The 17,694-nt window shown below is 44.9% G+C and carries 13 protein-coding genes and 1 riboswitch; of the genes, 9 read left to right on the forward strand and 4 right to left on the reverse strand.

The annotated features are described in order from the left end of the window. Nucleotides 1-16 precede the first annotated feature (16 nt). Nucleotides 17-1,648: an ABC transporter substrate-binding protein gene (locus CAG58_RS12175; RefSeq protein WP_161425746.1), complete on the reverse strand. Its 1,632-nt coding sequence runs from the start codon at nt 1,646-1,648 to the stop codon at nt 17-19. Nucleotides 1,649-2,229: 581 nt separating this feature from the next. Further along, the gene (locus CAG58_RS12180; protein WP_154168463.1) at nt 2,230-2,613 is read right to left on the reverse strand and encodes a DMT family protein; all 384 of its coding nucleotides are present in this window, start codon (nt 2,611-2,613) and stop codon (nt 2,230-2,232) included. Nucleotides 2,614-2,865: 252 nt separating this feature from the next. Here CAG58_RS12180 and CAG58_RS12185 point away from each other — a divergent pair, with 252 nt between their 5' ends. Next, nucleotides 2,866-3,783: an aminoimidazole riboside kinase gene (locus CAG58_RS12185; protein ID WP_161425747.1), complete on the forward strand. Its 918-nt coding sequence runs from the start codon at nt 2,866-2,868 to the stop codon at nt 3,781-3,783. A gap of 167 nt (nt 3,784-3,950) precedes the next feature. On the opposite strand, the gene CAG58_RS12190 is transcribed toward CAG58_RS12185, so the two are convergent. Together CAG58_RS12190 and CAG58_RS12195 are read right to left on the reverse strand one after the other, a co-directional pair. Continuing rightward, entirely contained in the window at nt 3,951-5,579 is a 1,629-nt protein-coding gene (locus tag CAG58_RS12190; RefSeq protein ID WP_161425748.1) for a glycoside hydrolase family 32 protein, read from the reverse strand. A 130-nt stretch (nt 5,580-5,709) separates the two neighbouring features. After that, nucleotides 5,710-6,711: a LacI family DNA-binding transcriptional regulator gene (locus tag CAG58_RS12195; RefSeq protein WP_161425749.1), complete on the reverse strand. Its 1,002-nt coding sequence runs from the start codon at nt 6,709-6,711 to the stop codon at nt 5,710-5,712. Between the two features lie 252 nt (nt 6,712-6,963). Here CAG58_RS12195 and CAG58_RS12200 point away from each other — a divergent pair, with 252 nt between their 5' ends. The 8 genes from CAG58_RS12200 to CAG58_RS12235 all read left to right on the forward strand — a co-directional run. Beyond that, entirely contained in the window at nt 6,964-8,403 is a 1,440-nt protein-coding gene (locus CAG58_RS12200; RefSeq protein ID WP_161425750.1) for a sucrose-specific PTS transporter subunit IIBC, read from the forward strand. Nucleotides 8,404-8,654: 251 nt separating this feature from the next. Continuing rightward, nucleotides 8,655-8,752: riboswitch (TPP riboswitch) on the forward strand. A gap of 105 nt (nt 8,753-8,857) precedes the next feature. Next, nucleotides 8,858-9,742, forward strand: a complete 885-nt coding sequence (gene thiD / locus CAG58_RS12205) for a bifunctional hydroxymethylpyrimidine kinase/phosphomethylpyrimidine kinase (protein ID WP_161425751.1) — start codon at nt 8,858-8,860, stop codon at nt 9,740-9,742. Nucleotides 9,743-9,808: 66 nt separating this feature from the next. Further along, the gene (locus tag CAG58_RS12210; protein WP_161425752.1) at nt 9,809-11,242 is read left to right on the forward strand and encodes a 6-phospho-beta-glucosidase; all 1,434 of its coding nucleotides are present in this window, start codon (nt 9,809-9,811) and stop codon (nt 11,240-11,242) included. 145 nt (nt 11,243-11,387) lie between these two features. Then, nucleotides 11,388-12,389: a LacI family DNA-binding transcriptional regulator gene (locus CAG58_RS12215; protein ID WP_161425753.1), complete on the forward strand. Its 1,002-nt coding sequence runs from the start codon at nt 11,388-11,390 to the stop codon at nt 12,387-12,389. A 297-nt stretch (nt 12,390-12,686) separates the two neighbouring features. Next, nucleotides 12,687-13,166, forward strand: a complete 480-nt coding sequence (locus CAG58_RS12220) for a hypothetical protein (RefSeq protein WP_004395503.1) — start codon at nt 12,687-12,689, stop codon at nt 13,164-13,166. Nucleotides 13,167-13,369: 203 nt separating this feature from the next. Then, nucleotides 13,370-15,175 carry an alpha-amylase family protein gene (locus CAG58_RS12225; RefSeq protein WP_161425754.1) on the forward strand — a complete coding sequence of 602 codons (1,806 nt, stop codon included), beginning with the start codon at nt 13,370-13,372 and terminating at the stop codon, nt 15,173-15,175. A gap of 69 nt (nt 15,176-15,244) precedes the next feature. Further along, entirely contained in the window at nt 15,245-17,080 is a 1,836-nt protein-coding gene (gene malZ, locus CAG58_RS12230; RefSeq protein WP_161425755.1) for a maltodextrin glucosidase, read from the forward strand. Nucleotides 17,081-17,201: 121 nt separating this feature from the next. Continuing rightward, nucleotides 17,202-17,694: transposase domain-containing protein (locus tag CAG58_RS12235; RefSeq protein ID WP_202598291.1), on the forward strand; the 493-nt coding region annotated here is incomplete at its 3' end.

The following is a 17,694-nucleotide window of genomic DNA, read 5'->3' on the forward strand; positions in this document are numbered from 1 at the left end:
TTTAACCACTCAATTATTATTTTGCTATGAGATAAAGATCTTTAGTGTAGATTTTTTCTTCAGCGTTATTGCTCGGGAAACCACCGACCTGTGGTGATAACAAACGAGATTTAACATATTGATAGATAGGGGCAATCGGCATGTCACGTGCAAGCAGTTTTTCTGCCTGAGCGTAAATCGCCTGACGCTCTTTTTCTGAGGTAGTTGCCATGGCTTTGGCCATCAGCGCATCATACTCTTCGTTATGATATCTTGGATCATTCGAGCTGTTGCTTGACTTCATCAAGGTAAGGAATGATGAAGCTTCGTTGTAGTCACCACACCAGCCAGCACGCGTCACGTCAAAGTTACCTTCACGGCGTGAATCAAGATAGGTTTTCCACTCTTGGTTCTCTAGCGTAACGTTCACTCCAAGGCCTGAGCGCCACATCGATTGAATCGCGGTCGCGACTTTACGGTGGTTTTCTGAGGTGTTGTATAGCAAATTAAAGCGCAGTGGATTACTGCGATTATAACCCGCTTCTTCTAGTAACTTTTTCGCTTCGGCCAAACGTTGCTGTTGAGTCATTTTGCCATAAGCAGGCATTTCTGGTTGGAAACCAGCGGTAATTTCTGGGGTTAAGAAATAAGCTGGTTTTTCACCTTGTCCCATAATCGCATTGGCGATGACATCACGGTCAATCGCGAAAGAGAGCGCTTTTCGAACTCGCACATCATCCAAAGGCGATTTTTGGTTATTAAAACCATAGTAGTAAGTACATAAACTTCCTACTACCGAAACCGAGTCAGCATGGTCTCGTTGTAAACGGTGGAAATGCTCAATCGGCACTTCGTTGGTAATGTGAATCTCACCAGATAAGAAGCGGTTCATCTCTGCGACTTGGTTTTCAATCGGTAAAAACGTGACTTTATTAATCACTGTTTTTGAATCATCCCAGTAATTTGGATTACGTTTCAGCTCTAAACGCTCATTAACTACCCAACGGTCCAACATATAAGCGCCATTGCTGACATAATTACCCGCGCGAGTCCACTCATCACCATGTTTCTCTATCGTCCCTTTATGGACAGGCTTCATTGTAGTATGACCAGTCATCATCACGAAATACGGCAGTGGCGTATCCAATTCAACCACCAAAGTATGATCGTCTAATGCTTTAACACCTAATGTCGTGCTCGCTTTTTCTCCGGCAATGATCTCTTTCGCATTTTTCATCTTGGTGTATTCCATATACCAAGAATAAGGTGACGCTGTAGCAGGGTCGACCGCACGCTGCCAGCTGTAAACGAAATCTTGCGCAGTCACTGGATCGCCATTAGACCATTTTGCATCTTTACGTAAATAGAAGGTATAAGTTTGGTTATCTGAGGTTTCCCAACGCTCGGCAACACCAGGAATGGTATTACCATCAGCATCTTGGTTAACTAAACCTTCGAGCAAATCGCGAATTACGTGCGATTCTGGTACACCTTCTGTTTTGTGCGGATCGAGAGAAGCAACTTCAGTACCATTACCACGGATAAGCTCTTGAACAGGAGCAAGTTTAGTTCCTGCTGGAACATCAGCAGCGAGCGCAGAGAAGGAGGCCGTAGCGACAGTTAAACCTGCGCTAAGTAACAAGGCTTGTGTGATTTTATTTTTGTACATGCATAAACTCCAAGTTTTTATTTTGCATCCATGACTCTTTATTAAGCCTTCAGAACGGCCTGAATCAGGTGGCTTAGCGCAAAAACCAAGCAATATAACCTAGACCTAATAAAGAATTTCGCACATTAGCAATCATCGAAGTAATTTGCCAATAAAATGTAAAGCTAACCAATGATATCCTTAACCCACATCAATTATTAGGCAATTACTCCACTATAACGCTGTACCGCTGCGCGTTTGCGGCTATGCCCTAGTGACTAATAAACCACCACTTACTTAGCCAGTAGCCTTTTTAATCGACAAGGGAAACAATCTTTAGATAAGTCGGGCATAAGCACTGCTTGCAACCCGATTAGCAGTATCTTTCGCCGTCAATTTAGCAAAAAATTAACATTTAAACAGTAGAACGTCTAACTTATTGTAATAATCCCCTGTTAAAGCCCTGCGTTCTGTGAAGAGGGTCACTACCTTGCACTAAGCTGATCATATTGCTCCAACATGTCGCATTCACAAAAAGAATAACTACACGCCTAACCGATTAGTTTTAATGACTCTTCGTCCGATATTCGCCTAAAAATCAGCTATCCAAGAGAACGCGTCAAAATTTCAAGTATTTGTGGACGGAAAATAAAAAACACCGCGCCAAGTAAACACAGTCCGGCCCAGATAAAATCAAGTCGAAAAGGTTCTTTCATATAAATCAGCGCAAAAGGTACAAACACAGTTAACGTAATAACTTCTTGCAATATTTTCAGTTGGCCTAAGTTCATTACCGTATAACCAATACGATTGGCGGGTACTTGAAACATATATTCAAATAGGGCAATTCCCCAACTGATCAATGCAGCAATGATCCAAGGTTTATGGGCTAAATCTTTTAGGTGGGCATACCAAGCGAAGGTCATGAAAACATTACTGATCAATAACAGACCAATAGTGACCAACATTGGCGGTAAGGAAAACATGCTAAACGCTCCGCAACAAGTAGAAAAACCAGCGCAGTTTGCGCTGAGATTTTATTTTCGTCAATCTGTCCAAGCGTAATTTAAATCAAACTGGGAACGATACCGGAAATTAAACTAAAAATCTTAAATTTACCTCGTTTATTGATAAACGGTCACATTTTGAGAAGCAAAATATTCTACTCATCACTTGGCGCTTTTTACTCCCTAGCCCGTCAGCTAAACTGGAACAAACCATTATCTGGAGAAATGACAATGAACAAAATTTGGGTAACGGGCGATGCCGTCGTCGATTTAATTCCCGAAGGAGACAAGCATTACTTAAAATGTCCCGGAGGGGCTCCTGCCAATGTTGCCGTTGCTATTGCAAGATTAGGTGGGCAAAGCGCTTTTTTTGGTCGAGTCGGGAACGATCCCTTTGGTCGATTTATCCAACAAGTCTTAACCACGGAACAAGTCGATTGCCAACATCTTATTCTCGATGAGCAGCAACGCACCTCAACCGTAGTGGTTGATCTCGATAGCTCTGGTGAGCGTAGCTTCACTTTTATGGTCAAACCCAGTGCTGATCAGTTCCTACAGCCAACCGATATTCCAGCCTTTAAACAAGGGGAATGGTTGCATGTTTGCTCCATCGCGCTTGCTAACCAGCCAAGTCGCAGCAGCACTTTTGCAGCCATAGAACGAATCAAACAAGCCGGCGGTTATGTCAGTTTTGATCCTAATTTACGCGAAGAAGTCTGGCAAAACCCGGAGCAGATTATCGAGATCGTGATGCAGGCAGTCAGTCAGGCTGACGTGGTAAAATTTTCTGAAGAAGAGCTGACTTTTTTAACTCAAACACAAACTATTGAGCAAGGGTTAACCGCATTAGCTCCCCTCGCCTTACCCTTAGTGGTGGTCACTCAAGGGGCAAAAGGTGCTTTAGTAGTAACAGGCAAACAACAGCAGTTAGTTACAGGTAAAGTGGTCAAACCTATTGATACCACTGGCGCAGGTGATGCATTTGTCGGTGGTTTGTTGTACCAATTGGCGACAAGCCATAACTGGCAAGAGAATATTGCCCAAGCCATCCAATGGGCACATGGCTGCGGTGCATTAGCCACCACCCAAAAAGGAGCCATGACGGCTCTGCCTAACCAACAAGCATTACTCGAATTTATCGAATCTTAATTGAATGGCTGTTGGTCTTGTTGAACCAACAGCCACTATAGCCAAACGATTTAGAGTCACAGGTATGCGGCAAATGAATTCATCCCAATAAGCATAGACAAGCTATTTGATTGGGATGAACGAACGTAGCCAACATCGCTACAGTTACAAATAGGAGGAGGATAACCTTAAGCAGCAAACGGCTTTAATGTTGCCTGAAGAGGGAAGTAATCCGCTTCAAGCTCAGCGCCGAACAAAGCGATTTGCGTAGCATCCGGCGCGGTAAACACGCGGCTACTCATCACTTGCTCTCCTTGATTGATAAAAATTTCAATCGACGAATGATCAACCAGAATTTGTAGCTTAACTTGTTCTGTCGTGAGGTTTAGCTCTCGTATTGTATCCCCTTGACGGATCTCAGTTTGACTGCGATCTAAGCGTAAAGTGTGGCTCTGCTCATCAAGGGATAACACAACTTGCTGGTGACGATTTTTCATCAAATGCAGCTCACTCCCCCAAGGTAAAGTGACCTGTAATTCATAACTTTTACCGCCAATGTCGATACCCTGCTCGGTCAAATGTAGTGAGCGTTTTTCGCCACGCAACTGAGTCAGTTCACGAATCGGGCTCTGTATCACGCGACCATTTACCCACCGTAACTCACGTAACGCGGTTAATTGATGGATCCAACCATCAGCGCAACTAGGGTGATCGACCTCATCCGGTAGCCCCATCCAACCACAGAGAATACGTCGTCCATCTGGCGTTAATGCCGTTTGCGGCGCATAAAAATCAAAACCACTATCAAGCTCCCAACCTTGTAAGAATTGTAGCTGTCCTTGCTGATTGTCGGCGACGGTAAAAATTCGATTGTGGTGTTCAATGGTGTGATGAGGATTAGATGAGCGAATACCTTGTGGACCAAAAACAACCAAGGTTTGGCCATCCAGTTCAAATCTATCTGGGCATTCCCACATATAACCATAAGGTGCTAATTCTTGACCATACAATCCATCAAATTGCCAATCATGTAAGTTATCCGAATGATAAACGGCTAAACAACCCGCTAATTGCTGAGTTTGCGCGCCGAGCAGCATCTGCCAGCGGCCTTGTTTATAGACTACTTTAGGGTCGCGAATATGCTCAGTAACACCATCTGGTAAAGTGCGAATAACCGGGCCTAGCTTAGTGAAACCACCTTCGGAGTTAGCTTTGGCAATACACTGCATGGTCTGCCGCTGACGATCCTGTCCTAATCGAGTATTTCCGGTATAAAACAGCCACAGATCGTCACCATCACTAACCGCATGACCTGAAAATACACCGTGACTGTCAAACCAATCTGAAGGCGTCAGTGCAATCGAATGCCAACGCCAGTTGATGAGATCTTGGCTCTTGAGTAACACCCAATATTTGTCTTTATGCTGGCAAGCAAACGGGTGCCACTGATAAAACAGATAATATTCACCTTGATGATAAACAAAGCCATTAGGATCATTAAGTAAACCTTGTGGCGGCGAAATATGCCATTGCGGACGATATACACTTTCGGTCGGCGGTAAATAAGCTTTAGCTTGTTGACGTTGCTGCTTGGCAATGTGAATGCCAACCTCTGCCAAATCGTGTTCAGAAATTTCATCACTGATCGGCATAGAAAGCTGCCACTCCCCTAATACCGACTCTGAGACTATCGATGTTGGCAGCGGTTTAACCTGCTGTAAATCACGTACCGCAACGGTTACCCGCCCTTCTGGTGCTAAAATACGCAGAATATTGGTTATCCCACCAGCGAGTTCAATCAACAAATTAAGAGACATAGAATTACCATTAAATCGGGAACGTTCTCAAAAAGTATAAGACATTACGCCGATAGGCAAGTATTTCTGATTTTCATGAGTAACTCGACGAGAGCAATGTGAGAAAGAACACAAAATTGTCGACGAGTCTCTACGAGCCCAATGGTGAGCAAGTCTCACGATCAATATTTTGAAAGGTCAACACGACTTTACTCATCTCTAAACCTTGCCCAGCAATACGATCAAGCAACATTTTTGCGGCATTTTCTCCTGCTTTATCAAAAGCATAATTGAAAGTAGATAAGCTTGGAGTACTGACATAAGCCAACTCGTCATTACCGACCCCGAGTATTTTCACCTGCTGACCCGCAATTCTACCGCTCTCATGCAGGGCTTTAATTGCCCCGACCGCTAATCGATCAGTCGCACAAAATAGTCCATCGAGTTGAGGGAAAACTTGCAGTTGCTGCTTAGCTAACCGATAGCCTGATTCAATCGAAAAATCACCACGTGCATGAAACAATAACTCTCGCTGATGAAGCGCTAGTGACTGAGCTAGCCCTTGCGAACGCAGGGCATCCACCGCCAAATCATCACTTTGCACACCGATAAAACCGATCTGCTCGCACCCGGCCGCGACTAAGCGATTACCTGCTTCAAACCCGACTCGTAAATCATCATGCACCACGCTAGGGATATTGTATAACGAGCCATCCTGACCAATTAATACAACGGGAACATGAGATTGTTGAATCGCTTTAATCAAAGGCTCATCAAGGTGAGTCGCATAGAAGATGATTCCCTCAACTCGCTTTTGATTAAAGATTTGAATGTATTCTAATTCCTTAGCATGAATTTGATGAGTATTGGCGAGCAATACATGCTTTCCTGCTTGTTCAAAAATAGCCGTTAAACCATCAACCCCTTGCGCGGTGGCATGGGAAGAGACCCGAGGCACAATCACGCCAATCAAATTGGTCTTTTGTGATTTGAGATCTTTTGCAACCTGATTGACCATATAACCACAATCAGCAACCGCTTTTAACACCTTGATTTTGGTCGATTCTTTAACACCATACTCGTCATTCATCACTCGTGATACGGTCGATTTTGATACACCAGCTAAACGCGCTACATCATGCAAACTTGCCATTATTTTCTCATTCCATCATCACATTGGGATTGATTGCAAAATCACTACCATATTATCGTTCTTATTGCGTGATTCTACCCTTGTTTTGTTAATTATCACTGCGGGTTTTGGCGATCCTATTCACATATTTACTGATTTCCTTTTGACCTGTAGCGATTTGTTGATGATTATTAAATCTGCAAACGTTCCCAAAAAAACAACTGTAATCATTAAAACTATCCTATAAATCATTCACAACAACCGGGGTGAGTTATGAACTATCCAGTCATAGCAAAACAACTTATTGAGCTGTTGGGTGGCAAAGCCAACATTCAAGCACTCGCACACTGTGCCACTCGACTTCGTTTGGCGATCAGTGATGAATCGCTGATTGATGAAAAAGCCATTGAAGATCTCGATGGTGTTAAAGGTCAATTTAAAGTCGCAGGCCAGTACCAAATCATTTTTGGCTCTGGGATTGTTAACCAAGTTTACGCTGAAATGGCGAAATTGACTGGCCTCGCAGAGATGTCCACCAATGATGTCGCCTCTGCGGGTGCGCAGAAGCAAAATATTGTCCAGCGTGCGGTGAAAGGCTTATCGGACATTTTCGTGCCGATCATTCCAGCCATTGTCGCGGGCGGTTTATTAATGGGTCTTTATAACCTATTAACGGCACAAGGATTATTTATCGAAGGGCAATCACTGATTGACGCCAATCCGGGTCTTGCTGATTTAGCGAGTATGATCAATACCTTCGCTAATGCCCCTTTTGTTTATTTACCGGTTTTACTGGCTTTTTCTGCCTCTCGTAAATTTGGTGGTAATCCCTTCCTTGGCGCAGCTTTGGGCATGCTCATGGTCCATCCTGATCTTCTCAATGGCTGGGGATTTGGTAGCGCTTCATTAACCGGCGACATTCCTACTTGGAATATTTTAGGCTTAGAGATCCAGAAAGTCGGCTATCAAGGCTCGGTGTTACCCGTCTTAGTCGCGACCTTTATTCTGGCTAAAGTCGAAAATGGGTTAAGAAAAATTATCCCCTCGGTGCTTGATAACCTATTAACGCCAATGCTAGCCATTTTTATCACGGGTTTTCTGACCTTTACGGTGGTTGGGCCTTTAACTCGTGATGTCGGCTTCCTATTAGGCGATGGCTTAAACTGGCTGTATGAATCAGCGGGCTTTATCGGTGGCGCACTATTTGGCTTCGTCTATGCACCATTTGTAATAACAGGCATGCACCATAGCTTTATTGCGATTGAAACTCAGCTTCTTGCTGATATCGCTATCACTGGCGGTACGTTTATCTTCCCTATTGCTGCCATGTCCAATGTGGCGCAAGGCGCTGCTGCTTTAGCCGTGGGACTAACCAGCAAAGAAACCAAAATGAAAGGGATTGCTGTGCCTTCTGGTGTAACCGCGTTACTGGGCATTACTGAACCTGCAATGTTTGGGGTTAACTTAAAACTGCGTTATCCGTTTATCGCAGCAATCTGCGGAGCCGCCATCGCCAGTGCATTCATTACTTTATTTACCGTAAAAGCACACGCTTTAGGTGCAGCAGGTTTACCGGGTATTATCTCCATCAGTCCTGATAAAATTGGCTACTATGTGGTCGGCATGGTTATCGCGTTCGTCGCATCATTTGCCCTCACCTTGTTGCTCGGTATGCGTGAAAAAGCTAAACTAGGTGCTCGTGCTAACGCGTAAGGTATCCCCCTTAACGGCAAAAATTATTAAGTCGCTTTGAACATCGATTACGCGACAAACCATCAACCGTTAATCTTACGCTTTGCCCACTCTTTGAGTGGGCATTTTTATTTATCCCACAGGGACTGATTGGATTGATTGTTATCTTAATGATTGTTATAAAATCAATCAGTCTATCCAAGTGGCTTAAAATTGTCGCTAAAAGGGGACCAATCCAATAACCCTGTCGCGTTAAGTCGGCAGGATATGCACCACTATAGTCGGGGAGCCTTAAGGCTGAGATCGCATTGCGAGACCCGTTGAACCTGATTCAGTTAGCACTGACGTAGGGAACTATGGCAACCAATGACACAGCTTTCGCATACCACTAGCATCAATGTGTATACGATGATTTAGCTTCGACCATATTGGTCGTCATTGGCCAGTTCCTATACGTCATCTATAGGAGCCTGTCATGACCAACCGCTTGTCTGCTATTTCACCCATCCCAATCGTATTAACCATTGCTGGCTCAGATAGCGGCGGCGGCGCCGGGATCCAAGCCGATATCAAGGCCATTTCCGCCACTGGTAGCTATGCTTGTAGCGCCATTACCGTCATCACCTCACAAAATACCCTTGGAGTAACGGCAATTTTGCCGATTGCCATTGAACACATTGCCAGTCAACTGGATGCGATTTTTAGTGACTTTACCGTGGCCGCGGTAAAAATTGGTATGCTGGCTGATAGCCAGATTATCCATATCGTGGGTGAAAAACTCCGTCACTATCAACCAAAGATTATCGTGTTAGATCCGGTAATGGTCGCCACCAGCGGTGATGCGTTACTTGCCGAACAAGCCGTCAATGACTTAAAACAGCAGTTATTACCACTAGCCACGGTTATTACCCCCAACTTACCTGAAGCTGCGGTATTAACTGGCTGTCCGATGCCAAAACACGACCAGCAACTTGATGAGATCATCACCGCATTACAAGCTTTGCCAAGCCAAGCGGTGCTGCTTAAAGGTGGCCATTTTACTGCATCAGTAAATAGTCACGATTGGCTGATCTGCGGATCGCGGGTAAGGTGTTTTTCAGGGCGAAGAATCCACACCAGCAATACTCATGGTACAGGTTGTACCCTTTCTGCAGCGCTCGCTTCTTACCTTGCGCAAGGCTTAAGCCTTGAGCAAGCCGTAACGCGAGCAAAGCATTATATCTCGCAAGCCATCTTATATGCTGACCAGTTACAGGTAGGTAAAGGCCATGGGCCTGTGCATCATTTCTATGCGCTTCACGGCAAAGTTCACACCGAACAGAAAAAATTGGAACCGGTTACAGAAACCGGTTCCAATTGAGTAAAAAACGATCTAGACTAGCCACAGGTTAAGCATGTTTCTAATAAGATGATTAAGGGGTAACCTATGACACAGTACAGTTTTCCGAAAGATTTTCTCTGGGGCGGCGCAGTGGCGGCTCACCAAGTAGAAGGTGGCTGGAACAAAGACAGTAAAGGCGTGAGTGTGGTTGATGTGCTGACTAAAGGGGCGCATGAAGTACCGCGAGTAATCACCGATAGCGTAGAATCCGATCAGTTTTATCCTAACCATGAAGCGATTGATTTTTATGGACGTTATAAAGAGGATATCGCGTTATTTGCTGAGATGGGCTTTAAATGCTTTCGCACATCGATTGCTTGGACGCGGATTTTTCCGAACGGCGATGAAGCCACACCTAACGAAGCTGGGCTGCAATTTTATGATGATCTGTTTGATGAGCTATTGAAATACGGCATTGAACCGGTCATCACCCTTTCGCATTTCGAAATGCCGAATCACTTAGTGAAACACTATGGCAGTTGGGCCAATCGCCAAGTGATCGACTTTTTTGTGAAATTTAGCCAGACCGTGATGGAGCGCTATCAGCACAAAGTCAAATACTGGATCACTTTTAATGAAATTAACAATCAGCGTAACTGGAAACTGCCGATTTGGGGATATTGTAACTCAGGGATGATCTACACCGATTACCCAAATCCTGAACAGATGATGTACCAAGTGCTGCACCATCAATTTGTTGCCAGTGCGCAAGTGGTCAAATTAGGCCATCAGATAAACCCTGATTTTAAAATCGGTAGCATGATCCACATCATGCCGCTCTACCCAGCTACTTGTCGTCCAGAAGACGTATTACTCGCACAAGAGCTGATGCGCGAAAAGTATCTATTTAGTGACGTTCAAGTCCGTGGCTACTACCCAAGTTATTTGATTAAAGAATGGCAACGTAAAAATATCCAAATCGAAATGGCCGCTGGGGATGAGCAAATTTTACGTGAAGGCTGCGCTGATTACCTCGCGATCAGCTACTACATGACCAATATTGTCTCAACCCAGAAAGAGGAAGGACAAACCACGTCCTTGTTTGAAAATAGCCGTCTCAATCCATATCTACCCGCGTCGGATTGGGGCTGGCAAATCGATCCCGACGGTTTACGTGTTGCCTTATCTGAACTGTATGAGCGTTACCAAAAGCCAATTTTTATTGTCGAAAATGGTCTTGGCGCGCTTGATGAAGTGCAAGCGGATGGTTCAATTAATGATGATTATCGAATTAACTATCTCAGCGAGCACATCAAAGCGGTGGAGACCGCCATTAACTACGATGGTGTTGAGGTGATGGGTTACACCCCTTGGGGCTGTATTGATTGCGTGTCTTTTACCACCGGTGAATACAAAAAACGTTATGGTTTCATCTATGTCGATAAGCACGATGATGGCACTGGAACCATGGCGCGCTCGAAGAAGAAAAGCTTTTACTGGTACCAGCAAGTGATTGCCAGTAACGGACAAATTATTTAATTCCATCGATACCTAAACCACTTGCCGTTGCCGCTAGGCGGCAAGTAGGAAGGGTATAGAGCTGAGATGAATAACGCGCTACACTCACCTGCCCTTTGCACGCTCAAGTGACAAAGGGCTGGATCAGTTAGGAGTAATTGCCGTCATGGCCACCATTAATGATGTATGTAAAGCCGCCGGAGTGTCTAAAGCGACGGTGTCACGAGTGCTGAACGGCAATGGCCAAGTTAAAGAGTCTACCCGCCAAGCGGTTCTTGCTACCATGCAGCAACTCGGTTATCAACCCAATACCTTAGCGCAAGCGCTGGCCACCAATACCTCTCATGCGATTGGTTTAAGTTTGCCGCATTTTCAAAGCAGCTATTTTGGTAGTGTGCTGCATCATGCCGAACAAGGGGCTCAGCAAGCGGGCAAAAAATTGCTGGTGGTCAATGGTAAAAATAGCGTCCAAGGTGAGCGAGAAGCGCTGCAAATATTGGCGAATCAACGCTGTGACACGATTATGATCTATAGCCGTCATTTAAGCGAAACCGAGCTGAGCCAGTGGCAACACGAACACGCCATTCCATTGGTCGTGTTGAATCGACGCTTTTCCACTTCAACATTAGCAAGCTTTGGCTTAGATCAAACTCAATTAGCTACCCTTGCTATGCAGCACTTATTAACCCTTGGCCATCGAGCGATTGCTTGTCTTACTTCACCGCTCAACAGTGAAACTGGGCAGCTCCGCTTAGCCGCTTATCAGCAGCAACTCGCGCAATCTGATATTGACCCCAAGCCTGATTTAATCGTCGCAGGCGATAATAGCCTTAACTCTGGCTACCATGCTACCCAGCAGCTACTCACTCGTGGCGTAAACTTTAGTGCGATTTTTGCCTGTAATGATGATATGGCGATTGGCGCCATTCGCGCTTTACATGAGCACGGCCAGCGCGTACCACAAGATATTGCCGTGATTGGTATTGATAACGAACCCGCTGCCGCGTATGCCATTCCAAGTTTATCAACCGTGGCACTGCCGATCGTCGAGTTAACTCAGGCTGCGACACAATGCGCGGTGATGCTTGCTAATAAACAGCCAGTGACCTCATTGCATCATACCTATCTTGGCCAGTTGATCGTGCGTGAGTCGTCACTGTCCGCTTAATTTTCAGCGTGAAACGATCACATTGCGCCGATTAAATGATATAACCAAGACTGCCTTTTGCACTATTGTTGATAAAACGCAAAGCAACACCTTGCAGGTCAGTCAATGATGGTCTTTTCACACTTAACTACCCTCCTCTACCCAAACAACTTGGAGTTGCAGGTAGGCGGCAAGTGAGTTCATCCCCATGAGCATAGACAGACTATGTGATTGGGGTGAACGAACGTAGCCAACACCCCTGCAGCTTCAAGTAGGAAGGGTATAGTGGTTAAGTTTTCTCTATAGTAAGGAATATGTATGTCTGATATCGCAACCAGTATTGATGCCATTCAACCTATGGTTGAATCTTCTTCTGGCTCTATCTGGGGTTATGTGGTCGGTGGGCTAGTTCTTGTCGTGGCCGCTGGTTATTTTGGTTTTAAAAAGATTAACCAACCTGCCTTTGTGATCAAACAAATTCGCAAGCGCAACCGCAAAGAAATGCAAAAACAAGGGATAGAAAGCACCGAAGCGTTAGCCGATTTGGATCATTTGTTGGATGCCGTTCAGCAACACGCTATCGATAATGGCATGAGTGGTACGGCGATGGTTCAGCTGCTGGCACCCCTCAATGATAAAGCCAAAATCAACTCTGCTGCCGGTTTTTATCAGGCCATGGCTTATATTGCCAAAAGCATTAATCAGCCGCAGCTAGTGAAAAGCTTACAAAACAAATCTAAACAAGTGAAATCCAGCTCGCCACTGATGGCCGGGCTACTGAAACGCGCTGGGGTTTAATTCTCGATTTCTGTGGCTTGCTATAATCACCAGCAGGCCATAGCAACAACCATTCCGTTCATTCGTATAGCTTAACCTCGCTCACACTTTTCCACTCTCCCTTCGATCTACGCCCTAAATTGCTGAGTAAGGGATGAGTTGCATTATCTAACCATTGTCTACCCTTAAACGGTTTCTTATTGATAGCAGTTAGGTTTTAGACGATGCATCCAGAATATTCCTCTTCAAAAATAAACGTTTATCAAGTCTTTACTCGTCTATTTGGTAATACGCAAACCGCCAACATCCCCTGGGGCACAAAAGCGCAAAATGGAGTGGGTAAGTTTAATGATTTTACGCTTAAAGCCTTGCAAGAAATTGCTCAATTGGGAGCAACGCATATTTGGTATACGGGTGTTCATCATCATGCTTTAGTGGCCGACTACCGCCCGTTTGGGATCAGTGATGATCACCCAAGCGTAGTGAAAGGACGCGCGGGTTCGCCTTACGCGGTGAAAGATTATTACTCGGTTAATCCCGATTTGGCCGATAACCCTGCGCAACGTAACCAAGAGTTTTTGGTTTTAATTAACCGCTCACATCAGGCTGGCTTAAAAGTTATTATTGATATTGTCCCGAACCATGTGGCGCGACACTATCAAGGATTAAACAATCCCCCCGGCGTCGAAGACTTCGGACAAAGTGATAATACTCAACTTGAGTATGCAAGAGACAATAATTTTTATTACCTACCCAATCAGGCGTTTCAAATGCCCGATCTGCCCGACCACTTATTGCCATTAGGGGGTGAAAATCATCCGCTCCTGGCTGAGCCTTATCAAGAATTTCCAGCCAAATGGACCGGCAATGGCTCGCGGCAGGCCAAACCCAATGCGGACGATTGGTATGAAACGGTAAAAATTAATTACGGCGTTACCCCTAGTGGAGAGAAAGACTTCGCCGAACTCCCCGAATCTTATCGTTGGCTTTCTCATCAAGCGCATTTTACTTTTTGGCAGCAGCAGTCGGTGCCAAACTCGTGGCTTAAGTTTCGTGATATTGCGCTCTACTGGCTAGAGCAAGGCGTGGATGGGTTTCGTTATGACATGGCGGAGATGGTACCGATTGAGTTTTGGAGTTTTATGAACTCAGCGATCAAGCACGTTAACCCTAATGCATTTTTAATGGCTGAAGTCTATCAGCCCGACCTTTACCGTGATTATATTCAGTTAGGCAAAATGGATTATTTGTACGATAAAGTCGATTTGTACGATGGGTTAAAAGCCATCATGCAAGGCAAAGCTTCAACCGCGATCATTGGCAGCATTGAGTATCAAATGCGTGATATTGAACATCATATGTTGCATTTTTTAGAAAATCACGATGAACAACGCATTGCCTCGGCTGACTTTGCTGGTGATGCTGAACAAGGGCGACCAGCGATGCTGATCTCTACCTGTTTATCCAGTGCGCCGACCTTGATTTATTTTGGTCAAGAGGTGGGAGAGCCAGGGGCGGAACGGGCTGGATTTGGTCAGCCGTCACGCACCTCTATTTTTGACTATATTGGCGTACCTGAGCATCAAAAATGGCTTAATCATGGTCGATTTGATGGTGGGCAGTTAAGTGATAAGCAGCGTCAGCTACGTCAATTTTACTGCCAGCTACTCAACTTAGCTAAAAACAGTCCAGCGCTGATGGGCGATTATCACGATTTATACGCCGAGAATTGGCCACATTTTGCAGAGCAACAAGATACGCTGTTTGCCTTTACTCGCTCTTGTCCTGAGCAAAAATTAATTATAGCGGCTAACTTTAGCGCCACGGAAAGTAAAACCGTACCACTGCATTTACCCCAAGATCTGATTAAACATTGGCAATTGAGCGAGGGAGAATATGCCTTAATCGATCATCTCAACCAACAATCACTCACTCTGGTGGTAACGGAGCAGCGTAGTTATGTCGAGATAAATTTTAAGCCGCTTTCCACGCATTTTATTGAAATTGGTTCTAAACACTTAGTCTTGTAAGCCAGTTGCTGATCTTCTCCCTGCTGAGATAAACAGCAGGGAAATTGTACGATGATGAAGGAGTATAATATGCGCGCCCCGTTTCTTTTTCACGGCCAAACTGAATCATGGGTTACTCGCCACCAAGATTCATTAACCTTAACCTTAGCCATTGAACGCTCATTCCCATGCCGTCAAGTTCTCGTGCGTCATGAACCCGATAATGAAGAACATTTAGTCGAGATGGTCAATATAACCACTCATGAACGGCTCACTTATTGGCAAGCAACTATCCCGCTAAATCAAGATCGCGCAGTAACTCACTATGTCTTTAAGTTACTCTCTGAGCAAGGTCAGTGGTGGCTAGATGCGAAATCTGTCTCCGCGCGAATCCCAAGCCGTGAGTACCACTTCAAGTACAATGCACAACATCAGCCGCCATCTTGGGTTAGTCGACAGGTTTTTTATCAGATTTTTCCGGATCGCTTTGCTAATGGCAAACCGGAAATCAGCGTGAAAAGCGGAGAATACAGTGTCAGTGGCGGCAGCAAACCGGTGATTGCCAAAGCATGGGGAGAGCCCGTTGATAATCATCAAGGCAATGGCGGCTGTGAATTTTATGGCGGTGACCTATATGGGGTAGAAGAAAAGCTTGATTACTTACAAGATCTTGGCGTTACTGCGCTGTACCTAAACCCGATCTTTCATGCCCCTAGTAATCATAAATACGATTGCATGGATTACTACCATGTCGACCCACATTTAGGCACTAATCACCACTTTGCGCAGCTGTGCGATAATCTTCATCAGCGAGGGATGAAAATTGTGCTCGACGCGGTTTTTAACCATACTTCTACCGAGCATCCGTGGTTTAATTTACAGGGTTGGCATCAAGAAGTAGGTGCTTATCAATCGGTCCAATCCGCTTATCGCGATTACTATTTTTTCCAAGGCGACACTCAAGAATATATCGGCTGGAAAGGTGTTGCTAGCTTACCGGTGTTAAACTTTCAGCATCCTGAAGTCAGAGCGGCTATTTATCAATCTGATCAAGCGGTAATTAAACATTGGCTTAAGCCCCCGTATCAAATTGATGGCTGGCGCTTTGATGTTATCCATATGCTCGGTGAAGGTGAAGGTGCCAAAAATAACGCTCATTACGTGCAAGCCTTTCGTGATGCGGCAAAACAGATCAACCCTGATTGCTATGTATTGGGTGAACATTTTTTTGAAGCGACTCAATGGCTGCAAGGCGATCAAGAAGATGGCGCGATGAATTATTATGGTTTTGCGCATCCTTTACGGGCTTTGCTCACCCATTTAGATATTGCTTTTCACCCTATCGATATCCGAGTACCGCAGTTTCTCGATTGGCTAGCAGAAGCCAGAGCCAAAATCCCGTGGGCGAATCAATTAGCCCAGCTCAATCAATTAGATAGCCATGATACCGCACGATTTATCGAGCTGATCGATGGCGATCAACCGTTATTTCATATCGCCAGCACTCTACTTTTCACCTATGTGGGTACGCCTTGTATTTATTATGGGACGGAGGTTGGATTAAGAGGCAGTCATGACCCCGACAACCGTCGTTGTATGCCTTGGCAGCAAGTGACAACATCACCTTATTTTTCTTTCTTTCAACAACTGATTGCGCTACGAAAACAATATGTCGCTTTGCAGATAGGGGATTTTCAACTGCTGTATCAAGATGAGAGCAGTTTTGTCTTTGCACGCTGCTATGCGGAGCAAAGAGTTCTGATTGCGATTAATCTTGGTCATGCCCGTGACGTATGTTTGCCCCTCTGGCAATTGGGGTTAACCCGTGGGGAGTTTAGCAATGCGCTAAGCGCACAACATTATGAGTATCAACATGGAGAAATGCTCATCACGCTTGAGGCCAAAAGCGCTATGATTTTAAGCTAGCCACTACCAAGCAAGCCGGTTGTTAATTCCTAACACCGATCAGTTAAGCAAATGATCAGTTGAACGATCCTGTGGTTGGTTGAAAATACCCTCAAGCATTTCATGTTTGAGGGTATTTTTTATGTTGGCTCACTGGCTTATTGATGTTGATGACTTCGCTTCTCCTGATTCACTTGCGCTTTTTCAAAAAGAGCTTCCATTGGAATGGATAAATCAAGCACTTGATGAAACGAATAAAGCCAGCATGAGAAGACGAAAGCTACCTGCTGAGTTGGTCGTGTGGCTGCTAGTGGGTATTGGCTTATATCGCGACAGACCGATTACTGACGTTTTGGACAAGTTAGACTTAAAACTGTCCAGCTCTTTAGGTGAATCCATTGCGCCAAGTGCCATTCCTCAAGCCAGAAAACGTCTCACGGCAGAGCCACTAAAAGCGCTATTTACTATGACTGCTCAGCACTGGACTCAGTCCGAAGATAGTGAGGATAAATGGTTTGGTTTAAGACTGTTTTCAGTTGATGGAACTCAATTTAGAACCCATGATACCGAGGCGCTTGCAGAGCATTATCAGTACGTAAAGCACAGTAAAAATCGTCACACCGAATACCCTATTG

This window comes from Vibrio sp. V31_P5A7T61, assembly GCF_009904895.1.
GTDB classification, from domain to species: Bacteria; Pseudomonadota; Gammaproteobacteria; order Enterobacterales; family Vibrionaceae; genus Vibrio; species Vibrio metschnikovii.

Excerpts from the sequence above, each read along its gene's own strand:
- malZ (WP_161425755.1), top strand. The coding sequence starts at position 15,245 with ATGCGCGCCCCGTTTCTTTTTCACGGCCAAACTGAATCATGGGTTACT.
- CAG58_RS12200 (WP_161425750.1), top strand. The coding sequence starts at position 6,964 with ATGAACTATCCAGTCATAGCAAAACAACTTATTGAGCTGTTGGGTGGC.
- CAG58_RS12210 (WP_161425752.1), top strand. The coding sequence starts at position 9,809 with ATGACACAGTACAGTTTTCCGAAAGATTTTCTCTGGGGCGGCGCAGTG.
- CAG58_RS12215 (WP_161425753.1), top strand. The coding sequence starts at position 11,388 with ATGGCCACCATTAATGATGTATGTAAAGCCGCCGGAGTGTCTAAAGCG.
- CAG58_RS12190 (WP_161425748.1), bottom strand. The coding sequence starts at position 5,579 with ATGTCTCTTAATTTGTTGATTGAACTCGCTGGTGGGATAACCAATATT.
- CAG58_RS12175 (WP_161425746.1), bottom strand. The coding sequence starts at position 1,648 with ATGTACAAAAATAAAATCACACAAGCCTTGTTACTTAGCGCAGGTTTA.
- CAG58_RS12220 (WP_004395503.1), top strand. The coding sequence starts at position 12,687 with ATGTCTGATATCGCAACCAGTATTGATGCCATTCAACCTATGGTTGAA.
- thiD (WP_161425751.1), top strand. The coding sequence starts at position 8,858 with ATGACCAACCGCTTGTCTGCTATTTCACCCATCCCAATCGTATTAACC.
- CAG58_RS12225 (WP_161425754.1), top strand. The coding sequence starts at position 13,370 with ATGCATCCAGAATATTCCTCTTCAAAAATAAACGTTTATCAAGTCTTT.
- CAG58_RS12195 (WP_161425749.1), bottom strand. The coding sequence starts at position 6,711 with ATGGCAAGTTTGCATGATGTAGCGCGTTTAGCTGGTGTATCAAAATCG.
- CAG58_RS12185 (WP_161425747.1), top strand. The coding sequence starts at position 2,866 with ATGAACAAAATTTGGGTAACGGGCGATGCCGTCGTCGATTTAATTCCC.
- CAG58_RS12180 (WP_154168463.1), bottom strand. The coding sequence starts at position 2,613 with ATGTTTTCCTTACCGCCAATGTTGGTCACTATTGGTCTGTTATTGATC.